Annotated in this window: 16 protein-coding genes; 3 read left to right on the plus strand and 13 right to left on the minus strand. The window is 49.7% G+C overall.

All coding sequences use genetic code 11. The annotated features are described in order from the left end of the window. The first annotated feature begins 316 nt into the window (after positions 1-316). Positions 317-1456 carry a maltose/maltodextrin ABC transporter ATP-binding protein MalK gene (gene malK, locus CAG65_RS01045; RefSeq protein WP_021704908.1) on the plus strand — a complete coding sequence of 380 codons (1140 nt, stop codon included), beginning with the start codon at positions 317-319 and terminating at the stop codon, positions 1454-1456. 39 nt (positions 1457-1495) lie between these two features. Here the strand turns inward: malK and CAG65_RS01050 are convergent, their stop codons facing one another. After that, a complete protein-coding gene (locus CAG65_RS01050) occupies positions 1496-1891 on the minus strand; it encodes a DUF2391 family protein (protein ID WP_040902433.1) in 396 nt (131 codons plus the stop codon). A 233-nt stretch (positions 1892-2124) separates the two neighbouring features. On the opposite strand from CAG65_RS01050, the gene CAG65_RS01055 reads away from it, so the two are divergent. Further along, positions 2125-2634, plus strand: coding sequence for a copper resistance protein NlpE (locus tag CAG65_RS01055; protein ID WP_161451566.1), 510 nt, complete (start codon positions 2125-2127; stop codon positions 2632-2634). Positions 2635-2776: 142 nt separating this feature from the next. On the opposite strand, the gene CAG65_RS01060 is transcribed toward CAG65_RS01055, so the two are convergent. The 5 genes from CAG65_RS01060 to CAG65_RS01080 all read right to left on the minus strand — a co-directional run bounded on the left by CAG65_RS01060 (position 2777) and on the right by CAG65_RS01080 (position 5407). Then, entirely contained in the window at positions 2777-3400 is a 624-nt protein-coding gene (locus tag CAG65_RS01060) for a phosphotransferase (RefSeq protein WP_161451567.1), read from the minus strand. Between the two features lie 11 nt (positions 3401-3411). Further along, the gene (locus CAG65_RS01065) at positions 3412-3879 is read right to left on the minus strand and encodes an OsmC family protein (RefSeq protein WP_161451569.1); all 468 of its coding nucleotides are present in this window, start codon (positions 3877-3879) and stop codon (positions 3412-3414) included. A gap of 35 nt (positions 3880-3914) precedes the next feature. Beyond that, on the minus strand, positions 3915-4238 hold the full coding sequence (gene yqfB / locus CAG65_RS01070) for a N(4)-acetylcytidine aminohydrolase (protein WP_202599224.1): 324 nt from the start codon (positions 4236-4238) through the stop codon (positions 3915-3917). A gap of 217 nt (positions 4239-4455) precedes the next feature. Beyond that, positions 4456-4950: a DUF2938 family protein gene (locus CAG65_RS01075; protein WP_021704914.1), complete on the minus strand. Its 495-nt coding sequence runs from the start codon at positions 4948-4950 to the stop codon at positions 4456-4458. 43 nt (positions 4951-4993) lie between these two features. Then, positions 4994-5407, minus strand: coding sequence for a GFA family protein (locus tag CAG65_RS01080; RefSeq protein ID WP_161451571.1), 414 nt, complete (start codon positions 5405-5407; stop codon positions 4994-4996). Between the two features lie 218 nt (positions 5408-5625). On the opposite strand from CAG65_RS01080, the gene CAG65_RS01085 reads away from it, so the two are divergent. Beyond that, the gene (locus tag CAG65_RS01085) at positions 5626-6099 is read left to right on the plus strand and encodes a peroxiredoxin (protein ID WP_021704916.1); all 474 of its coding nucleotides are present in this window, start codon (positions 5626-5628) and stop codon (positions 6097-6099) included. A gap of 148 nt (positions 6100-6247) precedes the next feature. On the opposite strand, the gene CAG65_RS01090 is transcribed toward CAG65_RS01085, so the two are convergent. From CAG65_RS01090 to CAG65_RS01120, 7 genes are all read right to left on the minus strand, one after another. Continuing rightward, positions 6248-7063, minus strand: a complete 816-nt coding sequence (locus CAG65_RS01090) for an alpha/beta fold hydrolase (protein ID WP_337247537.1) — start codon at positions 7061-7063, stop codon at positions 6248-6250. Beyond that, on the minus strand, positions 7044-7805 hold the full coding sequence (locus CAG65_RS01095; protein ID WP_021704918.1) for a carbon-nitrogen hydrolase family protein: 762 nt from the start codon (positions 7803-7805) through the stop codon (positions 7044-7046). The genes CAG65_RS01090 and CAG65_RS01095 overlap by 20 nt, the downstream gene beginning before the upstream one ends. A 43-nt stretch (positions 7806-7848) precedes the next feature. Then, the gene (locus CAG65_RS01100) at positions 7849-8463 is read right to left on the minus strand and encodes an FMN-binding negative transcriptional regulator (protein ID WP_161451573.1); all 615 of its coding nucleotides are present in this window, start codon (positions 8461-8463) and stop codon (positions 7849-7851) included. A 76-nt stretch (positions 8464-8539) separates the two neighbouring features. Next, positions 8540-9331, minus strand: coding sequence for a nucleotidyltransferase domain-containing protein (locus tag CAG65_RS01105; protein ID WP_161451575.1), 792 nt, complete (start codon positions 9329-9331; stop codon positions 8540-8542). Positions 9332-9358: 27 nt separating this feature from the next. Continuing rightward, positions 9359-9775: a hypothetical protein gene (locus tag CAG65_RS01110; protein WP_161451577.1), complete on the minus strand. Its 417-nt coding sequence runs from the start codon at positions 9773-9775 to the stop codon at positions 9359-9361. 169 nt (positions 9776-9944) lie between these two features. Next, a complete protein-coding gene (locus tag CAG65_RS01115) occupies positions 9945-10163 on the minus strand; it encodes a DUF6500 family protein (protein ID WP_161451579.1) in 219 nt (72 codons plus the stop codon). 227 nt (positions 10164-10390) lie between these two features. Beyond that, entirely contained in the window at positions 10391-10639 is a 249-nt protein-coding gene (locus tag CAG65_RS01120) for a DUF3297 family protein (RefSeq protein ID WP_021704923.1), read from the minus strand. Positions 10640-10839 lie beyond the last annotated feature (200 nt).

Consider the following 10839-nt stretch of genomic DNA (forward strand, 5'->3'; position numbering starts at 1 on the left):
GGTAAGAACCCTTTCCAGTCGTTCATCGTTAAGAAGACACTGGTTTTTCATGCCGGACTGGTTTGCTGTTACAAGATTTGATGTTCGTGGTAATTATTTAGTACGGGGGAGGCATCAGCTTGTACGGGGGAGGCAAACCAACAATTGGCACTGACGGGTGATGTTGACGCTACCTTTTCGCGTCCATCACCCCGTTTTTCTTACCCTTTTGAGACAAAACAAAACACAACTTACCGAATTCCTACTATTACTGCCCGCGACTATTCATATAATGATGGGCAGTAAGTTACAAAAATCTTGATCGAGGACGAGCTAGATGGCGAGTGTCACGTTAAAAAATGTATGTAAAGCTTATGGCGATGTGTTGATTTCCAAGAATGTCGATCTGGAAATCAAAGAGGGCGAATTTGTCGTTTTCGTTGGCCCGTCAGGCTGTGGTAAATCCACCCTGCTGCGTTGTATCGCTGGTCTTGAAGACATTACTTCAGGTGACCTGTACATCGGAAACGAACGCATGAATGAGGTTGAGCCGTCGAAACGGGGCGTTGGTATGGTATTCCAGTCTTACGCGCTCTACCCTCATCTTAACCTCTACGACAACATGTCATTTGGCCTCAAACTAGCAAAAGCCGATAAGAAAGAAATCAGCCAGCGTGTTGAGCATGCAGCCGAAATTCTTCAGCTCAGCCATTTATTAGAACGTCAACCTAAGGCCCTGTCGGGTGGCCAACGTCAACGCGTTGCGATCGGCCGGACGCTGGTGTCACAGCCCGATGTTTTCCTTTTGGATGAACCTCTCTCGAACCTGGATGCGGCTTTGCGTGTGCAGATGCGCTCTGAAATCACCAAATTGCAACGTAAGCTGGGTTGCACCATGATCTACGTAACCCACGACCAGGTGGAAGCCATGACCATGGCTGACAAAATTGTCGTGTTGGACACGGGGTTCGTCTCTCAGGTAGGTAAACCGCTAGAGCTGTATCACTACCCTCAGAACCGATTCGTAGCGGGCTTTATCGGCTCACCAAAGATGAACTTTACCAGCGTATTCATTGATGAGGTTCAACCGGATCAAGTAAAAGTCCAACTGTCCAACGGCATGTCGTTCTGGATTCCCGTCGATGGCTCATCAGTCACTCGTGGCGAACGCATGTCACTGGGTATTCGTCCTGAACATCTGGTGACTAAGTCGGAAGGCGACGGCGTGATCGAGGGCGAAGTGATGATCGTCGAGAAACTTGGCAACGAGACTCAGGTCTATCTCAACCTGGAAGGTGCCGATACAGACGTGATCTATCGTCAGCCGGACACACTGGACGTCGATGTGGGTGATAAGCTATCTATTGGTATTCCCGCTCACCGCTGCCACCTGTTCCATAGCGACGGCAAAGCGTGTCGTCGTCTCTACCGCGAAGCCGGTGTTGAGTTTGCCGAGGAAGAAGCCGTGCTGGCGTAATCCGGATACAAGAAAAATCCCCGCCCTGGCGGGGATTTTTTATTCTTTATCAAAACTGTCGACGACAATGGCCCCCATCGAGGCTGGCATGGTTATCACCACAATTCGTTTGAGTGACGTGATGGGGTCCACCATCAGTGGCAGTTTATCGAGGCACATCAACACCAGCGCCACCACAAACGCCGTAATCAAATACGCCAGTATGATTCGTAACGCAAACGCCAACACCCGTTTATGGACGTTTTGCTGAAATACACTCTGGTAGGCAAAGATGCCTAGAAATACGGTCGACAGTGACATCAGCATCAGCAAATTGGCAAAAGGTAGCGTTTCACCCAGTTGCCATGCTTCTTCTGAAAACGATATAGGCACCGCCAGCGCAAACGCTCCGACAAACACCTGCCCCGCATCTTCCATATTAAAGCTGATTTTCATAACACTCTCATTCGCCTGTAGCCCGGTTGTATCCCATACTTCTGGCAAGTTCGCCTCACTCTGGTTCATCATAACGCCATCACTCTATTTAGACACTGTTTTTAATAGGTTACGCAAATGACGAAACTCTGACATCCCCAGATCATTGTATTACTTCAGACTGACGAAACGAACAAGTGAGAAACGTTACTATTTGTCCTACAGGAAATACGCTTAATTAACGAGGAATTATTATGAAAAAACGTCTGTTAGCCCTGTCTGTTACCGCTATCGTTCTGGCTGGTTGTCAAGACGAGCCTGCGGAAACACCGCAACCAGAACAAAAGCCGGCCGCTCAAGCCGAAACGGTCGTTCCTGAGCCAACGCTTGAAATCGAAGCTCAGCCTCAACAGCAGGCCGAAGTCATGGTAGACAGCGCCCACAACGCACAAAACTCCCTAGACTGGAACGGTACTTACAGTGGCATCCTGCCTTGTGCCGATTGTGAAGGTTTGGAAACCAACCTGACTCTTAACACTGATGGCAGCTACTCACTGGATCAAACGTATTTGGGCAAAGGTGAAGAGAAGTATCACTCAGAAGGCAGCTTCAGCTGGGACAACTCAGGTAGTGTGATCACGCTGAGCGATGAAGCGGCGCCAAATCAGTATTTTGTCGCAGAAAATGAGTTAATGAAACTCGACAGCAATGGTCAGCACATCACCGGTGAACTGGCAGATCAGTACAACCTGACCAAAAAATAACCCGCCCACAACGCCAGCATGATGCTGGCGTTGTTACATCAGGTGCCACATTTCTTTCGCCCAGCCGGGCAACGTTTGCCGATACCAAGTCAAATAGCGCTCAGTGTCAGGATGCGCGCTGCTCTGTAGAATATTGACCACTTCAACCACGATCCAGCTTTTGGCCAGCACGGCACGTCGATCCAATTGTGTCAGCGTTCCCCATTCCCGGGATCATCGGAGCCAAATCAATGGCAGCACAACCCAAACTAAAACGCTCCCAATCAAACAGCACCCGCTGGCCATTGCGCCGCACGCCCCAGTTACCCGGGTTGGTATCTCCGGAAATCAAATGATGGTGTTCGAACAAAACAGCACTATGCGCCTGGGCCCGGTAAAAATAACGCTCCGTTTCAGCGTCCATCGCTAATGCACGAAGGGCAGACACCGTATCGTTTAAACTCCAGATATGAATATGAGTCGGCGTATTTGGCAAAGGGGGAAACTCATGCAATCGCGCTAACTGACGAATGACCTTCTCATCACGATACACCCCAAGCTCCGGCAGAGCACCCGGTATGTACTCAAGTTCCAGTCGCCCGGCAGCTTCGTCCAAGTTCAGGCAGCGCGGCACATAGATCCCAGCGTCGTTCAGCACCGTTGAATAATCCCGATAAAACGCCACCTCAACGGGCGATGCCCCACGTTTGCAAATGATGCGATCGCTTTCAGGAGAGTGCATCAGGGTGACCTCCGCGCGCCCAAGACGGCGCAAGTTATCACTCACTGTCCGCTCGTTCAGGTGACAATTTCAGTGGTAATCTGGGTCTTAACCGAATTCGCGATAAAGCAATTTTCGTGGGCAGTATGGTGCATTTTTTCCAGCTGTAACCGCGTTGGTTGCCGCTCACCAGAGAACACCACTTTAGGTCTCAACGTCACCCGAGTGACTGAGGTTCTGCCACTTTCGTCTTCTTCAAGTACACCAACGGCATCATCGCTGTAATGATCAATCAGATATTTACGCTTCGCTGCAATCGAGAGAAAAACTAACATATGGCAACTCGACAGAGCCGCGATGAAAGCCTCTTCCGGATCGACATTGGCTGCCACCGAATAAGGCAACGGCACCACGTGTGGAGACGACGAGGCAGGTACACTTACCCCACCATCAAACGACCAGATATGACCGCGGCTGTACTGATTGTCGGTAAAGAGCTCGTGCTCCCCTCTGCGCCAACTGATGTTAGCTGTGTATTCGGACATCCGTGTTCCTCACTGTATTATGATAATGACGCTCTCTACACCAGACGATATGTAATCACGTAGAACTGCATTTCATCTGGGTAGATCTCTTTGATCAAGGCTTTTAGCTTATCCAGTTCCATGTATTCCTGCTGCGCATGAAACTCATTGATGTCGTCAAACCAAAGAGGCTCCACAGACACGATTTTAATCCGGGCAAACTTGCGGTCAGTTTCTAATGTGTGCACATCGACTTCCGTACCCGGGACATACCCCATCTCGCTCTTATCACGGATGGTGATGGTTTTATTTCCGGATACGATCGATGGCTCAAGCCATTCAAAAAAGGTAATTTTTGTTGGTATTTTCTGCACGTTCATCGGCTCCCGCAGCTTTTCGTTGCCCTAGTATCTATAAAGCCATCGTCAGCCGCAATCGCCATTTTCTGATTTCACCGGATTGCTTACACCACACCGCTTTGAACTTTGTAAAAGACCAGCGCAAACAAGCCCGCAAACACCAACACCGTTGTCAAAATCTTCAGCCACAAAAACTTCATGCATAACTCCTTACTTGGCCTCTACATTACACGACAAGTTACAGCGTCACAAAACTCACTAAACGCAAGGCCAAAAAGAGCCCCAGACCATAAGACGCATGTGCGACAACACTGCGCATGCGTGCCGTTGCTGGCGCAGGCGTTTTTGCTGCCATCACCCCAAACCCTAGCCCTGGTTGCATCACAAAAAATGGCACGACTACCGTCGCTACACCAAACAAGACTACCGCAGCAAAGCTCGCCTGCCCGGGTTGCATGCCAGCCAACAGATAAAACAGCGCGGCAAACAGCACACCAATCACATAGTGACTGACCCAACCCAACGCGCATTCACCGCTTCTGGGCTGGGTTTGCAAGATGGTATGATGCCGAAATTGCCCGCCAGGCATATACAACAACCAACGGCCAACCAAACAATAATTCAGTGACGCTATGCCCAGCAGCTTTTTCTGTCCCAGGGCGAACAAGTCCATAAAAATAGTCGCCAATATCCCTACAACTAACCAATGACTGACCAACACCCACTCATTCATTTCTTTCTCCTTGTCGCAGCTCGACGGTGGCAAGAATATTCGCTTAAACCTGCTTATCGAAGGTCGGAACACCGGTCGGCAACTCGAACCAACTCACCTTTTCGCTGACCCAGACGTGCGCTGTAGGCGCAAACAGCATCTCACTTTCGCGCTCTACTGGTTTTAATTTCAGTTTGATCAAGTGCGGTTGATCCGGATTGATGTGATAAATCCGATTACCACAACCGGTGCAAAACTTAGCACCATTGTGGTTACCGCTATCCGCCAGACGGCTCCAACTGCCCATTTCTCCGGAGAACTCGATATCTTGGGCATCGACAACGGCGGTCACGCTGAACGGCGCGGTGGCCAGTTTCTGACATTCTCGGCAATGACAAGCGAGAACTTTCAACGGTTTGGCGTGCAGTTGATAACTCACCTGACCACACTGGCAGGACGCTTTTACGGGGAATGGCATAGGTAATGTAGCTCCTTAACTGAGTCGTCATCTCTCGCACGGCTCGGGCGAGAGATATGAAATAGCAACCATAACATGCTAGGGCGTGTTCCCCGAGTAAATCCTGCTCAGATTGACAGCTGTACGGCATTATCCGATTAACCTCAGAGAATCTCCGTGTTCCTGTCGGGCAGAACGTACTAAACTGAACATTCGCACAACCGTTAAGGAATAAGGTCATGATTCAACAAGGTCAATCTCTCCCTCAATCTTCTCTCAACGAACTGACGGCAGACGGTATGGTCACCCATCCGACCCACGAACTGTTCGCCGGCAAAAAAGTCGTGCTGTTTGCAGTACCTGGTGCTTTTACGCCAACCTGCTCTGAAGCGCACCTTCCAGGCTACGTGGTCCTGGCCGATCAGTTGAAAGCCAAAGGCGTTGACATGATTGCCTGTGTGGCCGTCAACGATGCGTTTGTGATGCAAGCCTGGGGCGAAGCCCAGAACGCCAGCGAAATTCGCATGCTGGCAGACGGCGATGCGAGTTTTACAAAAGCATTAGGACTGGAAATGGATACAGCCGGCTTTGGTGGTATCCGTTCACAGCGCTACGCGATGATCGTCGAAGACGGCAAAGTCACGACTCTGAATGTGGAAGAGCCTCAATCATTTGAAGTCAGTAAGGCCGAGGCTATTCTGGATCTGCTGTAATCACAAAGCCCCGGATATAGTTACCCGGGGCTTTTTCGTCTCCACTAACCGCCAATCCAATCAGCATAGCGCTGATGTCTAATGCATAGCTGCTAGAGCGAATACGCTTTCTCAAATCCTTCGCACCAAATATGAATCCAAGTCAAATTCACGGTTCTTCTTTGTTTTGAATTGACAGAGTTTCAAGCAGCCCTGACGAATGCAACAACCACGCTCTGATTTCGCGGCACAACCAGTCCGGATTATCCAGAGCAATATCATGGCCATCACATGAATTGATCAGCAGTGCCGCTTTCCATTTTTTCGCTATCGCCTGAGTGGCAAGCGGGCTCACCAGGCGATCATGCTGTGAAGAAATAAACAACACGGGCGCTGTAATTCTTTTAATACGAAAAGTGGCCGCTGCGCAAAGCTGGCGGATAAAATTAGATATGCGCGTCGGGTAGCGACGCTGCAGCTGCGCCCAATGGCGGACAACTTCTGGTCGGTTGGGCTGATTAGACACCAGGCGATACACGCATCGCTCTCTCACTGTTACTGGCAACATCAGTGCCCCAATAATTCGGACAAGCGCAGCGGGTTTGAGACGTTGATAACACGGGCTGAACCCCGCTGCACTGGTATTAATACAAACGGCACGGCGCACTTCATGCGGATACCTTTCCAACCACTTCAGAGCGATCATACCGCCCATTGAAATTGCCACCACATCAATCGGCGCCTGTCCGTCCAGTTGCTGTCGAATGCTGTCTACCATGTGTTCCATGCAGTCAGGCGACGTCAGATGAGCCAGAGAACCTGTACCCGGTATGTCTACGCAACGCACATGACACTCCGGCATCACTTGCTGCAACTGCGAGGGAAACTCACCCCAATGGAACTGCCCCCTGAACAGTCCGCGTAACAAGACCACCTGCCTGGCAGGCGCCGCAACCGCTGTATGTTCATTCGCTATCGGCGTCACACGTCACCACACCATGCGAGCCGTCAGAGGCAATACGACATACAATTAACCCCGGTTCATTCATCAGAGCGGCTACCGGTTCGCCAGATGGCAGCCACATGGTGCTCTTACCACAGGTCTGCCATCCTCCGGTCACGGAGATGTGATTGGCTAATAACACTGGCATGTTGTAACTGCTGGCAATATCGGCCAGTATCGACGCATCGGTCTCGTACCCCGCAGGTGAAATCAACGCGCTGACGACATAGACATCCGCCTTTTGCTGATTGGCATCACGGGCATGTTGCGGCTCACTAAAATCAGCACAAATCGCCAAAGCCAACGTAAAACCCTGGATGTTCAATGTATGGTTTTGTGAGCCCGCGGAGCAAAACACGTCCTCGCCAGGGTGAAGATATTGTTTAGTACAAAAGTGCACATCCCCCTGGGGTGAACAAACCACCGCAGCAATCGCAGGCTTGTCATTAGGACAAGCCAACGGACAACCTGCAATCACCCAAATAGCGTATTTTTGTGCCGCCGTCTTCAACGCTTGGATCGCATCGCTCTCTTCGGTCATGGCTAGTGTCGCTAACAATTCAAGCTCATAGCCTGTCAGTGACAATTCCGGGAAGACCACTAAATCAACCTGCTGCTGAGCCGCCGCAGCGATTGCGGCCAAATGCTCGGTCAAATTCGTCGCTATCTGGCCCTTTTTGACCGGAATCTGTGCCAATGCTATATCAATCGTGTTTGTATCCATCAAACTACTTCTTCCTTACTGGAGGCTGTTGTAACAAGGGGACTTACTCGCCGGTGCCCAGATGACGCTGTCTCATGTATTGCACCAGCATTTGGGCTTCCAGAGAGTCTTGGCTGCACAAGCCAGCAACAACACCTTGCTGATCGTCCTGACTTCGATGCTGACCCAGCTTCTCTTTAGCCAAAATGTCGTCCAGCACGATGCGAATTCCGACAATAGCGTGGGAGAGCTTATCAACAAACTCATCGGGCATCGTATCGTTGGCGTGTAATAACTCAGGCTCGTACTTGGCGGTCAATTGTTCGAGTGATGCCAGAGTTTCCGACGCATCGAGAAACTCAACGGTACCGTAACAGTGCACGGCGGCATAATTCCAGGTTGGCACTGCCGGTTTTCGCCGGTACCAGGTCGGAGAGATATAGGCATGCGGCCCTTGAAAGACGATCAATACCCGCTGACCTGACAACTGTTTCCAATGTGGATTGGCTTTCGCCAGATGCCCATACAAGACCCCTTTTGGCCCCTCTGAAGGTTCAAGTATCAGCGGTAAATGTGTCGCTTCCTGAGTGGGCGAAACCATCAGAGCAAAACCATGGTGGGCGATAAAATCAATGATGGCGTTGTCAACCGACATCACCATGTTCTTTGGTATGAACATACTCTTCCTTGTCTTTGATTGACCTTGGCGTTCCATTGCACCGCGCTGATGTCGCGGCTCTCACACTGTCGCGTTATCACAAATTATTGTGCGTAATTCGCCGATATTCTTCAATCAGTGGCTGCGCAAAACTGGCACTCAATTGTACTACCTCGTTGACCGTGGCGGTTTCTTTTCTCAAAATCATGAGCGCCATCTCAACTCCCGGTTCATAGTGAGGCTGATAACGACGGATCACTCCCGCGCACTCTTCCGGCTCCACCAGCCAGCTGCGATGTTGCTCCACCAGTAACCCACAGGCACTACGAAGCAACTTCTTCGCTAAAACTCTTCCTCTGGTGCTTGCGTTATCTTCATTTAATCCAGAATTCAGCATCACCACCATTTCTGGTAAATCTTCATTCAGCGCACAAGCAATGGCTAAATTTGGCCTACAAGCCTCAAAACCGAGTGCAAGATCTTTTCCCCATAGGCAGCAACAACAGTGTTTGAGCCAGAACTGCCAGCGAAACTTTTCTTGCGGATGCAGAACTTCTGCCAAATGACCTGGGTCAAAGTCGACCTTAGTGATGAGGGGAAATCCTTCCGTCAAAGCCAAAGACAATTGTTTTAGACGCTTGTGATCTTGCTCCGTTAGAGGCGCGCAAAAAACCACCGACATATCAAGATCAGAGTGACACCGCTTTGCTTCCCCGCGGGCAACACTACCGTACAAGTAAATACTGTGTATTGCGGTGCGAAAGGTGCTCAGCAATTGCGCTACGGCTTGGTCCACCACAACACGAAACTCTGTTTGTATTCGTTCCGGATGGCAGACATTGAACACAAAGCCCTGCTCATCCACACCCCGTTTTTTCATGTTATCCATCAACCCACCCTTGATTTGAATACCCTGCTAGACTCCGCCGGCAATCTGATGTCTATTCTCACAATCCGTTTGGGTCATTACGACAGGTTCGGAGCGGTCCTTTGAGCCTGATGCTAATGATATGCGGTAATCGAGAGAGCTAAACTGAGAAAAGTTGTGACGCTCACAAAGTGCCAACTGAGCGCGCCGAAGTAAACGCTGAGGCTCAAAATTGAGCGGACTCAAGCCAGGCTCACCGGCATAAAACACCACGGTAATCAGGTGGTAACCACCAGACACATGATCCACGCTCACCCTCTCGTCAACCTCAGTGACAATACCACGGACATCTGCTTTCACCTGTTGCAACATGTCTGTATTTTGAGCCTGACGGTACACCGCCTGAGCACATTTCAGAGCTGCCGCTACAATTAACACCACACCAAACAGCGCTTTCGAATTCATCCGCACAATCACCTCAACTAAGCGTCGGCGTTCGGCACGACGTCACCGTACTGACGATATAAGATCACGACATCTGGACCAGTTGCGTTACCCAACACTGGCTTGTGGCCGATGAGCATCTACAGCAACATTCTGGGTAGTCAACCAGCCACAACTGGGTATCCATAACCTAACGTCCGGATGTAACCAGCTCAATCACTTTGCGCGCTTTTTCAAAATGATCCAGTTGATGAGTTTGTATCCACCAGGTAGCCACTTCCATCAACAGCTCTGGGTCATCGTTTCTATTTGCAAAGAAAGCATAGAACGACACACCGACCTGCTCGCCTTTTTGACTGATTTTCTTATTGCATACAGCGATGATCTTTTCCCTAAGTATTTGTCGCATTTCATAATCCAGACAGATAAAAAACGCAAAGATACATACAATTGCATATACACACAACCGCCACAATGATATTAGCGATACCAGAAAGCGATTGAGTCGATTTACAAAGCCGTATTGATACAGGGATTGAGCGCAAAATCTTGGGGGAGGTGCAATAAAGGCGGCAAGAACAAAGCATAGAACGGGGGCCGCTCTATGTGTGAAACGACAAGAGTGGAAGCAGGGCTTTATTTGTAAAATGCTTCCACTTCACCTTTTAGGGTGATCAGCATTGGATTACCGTAACGATCACGAGATTTAGGAGATGCGATTTTTACCCAGCCTTCGCTGACACAATATTCTTCAACATCCGTACGCTCTTTGCCATTCAGACGAATACCGATCTGGTGTTCAAAACACTCAGCAACAAAGTGTGGGCTACGAGGGTTACCCGCCAGACGATCTGGCAAAGCTGGTTTTGCGTTATTTTCGCTCATATTGATGACCTGAAATAGATAAAGAACCTGCTATTTTAGACAAACCCATCCTCAGGCTCAACAAACATCACCACGAGAAACGATCCGCTGGCAAAGCAAGATGTGTTACTTTAGTCTGCTGATTGCTTAGACTGGCGATAGCTATCAACAAATCTTTGTAGATCTTGCTGTTGAGTCTCTATCACTGCTTCTTTGATTGA

The organism is Vibrio sp. V39_P1S14PM300 (assembly GCF_009904765.1).
Lineage (GTDB): Bacteria > Pseudomonadota > Gammaproteobacteria > Enterobacterales > Vibrionaceae > Vibrio > Vibrio proteolyticus.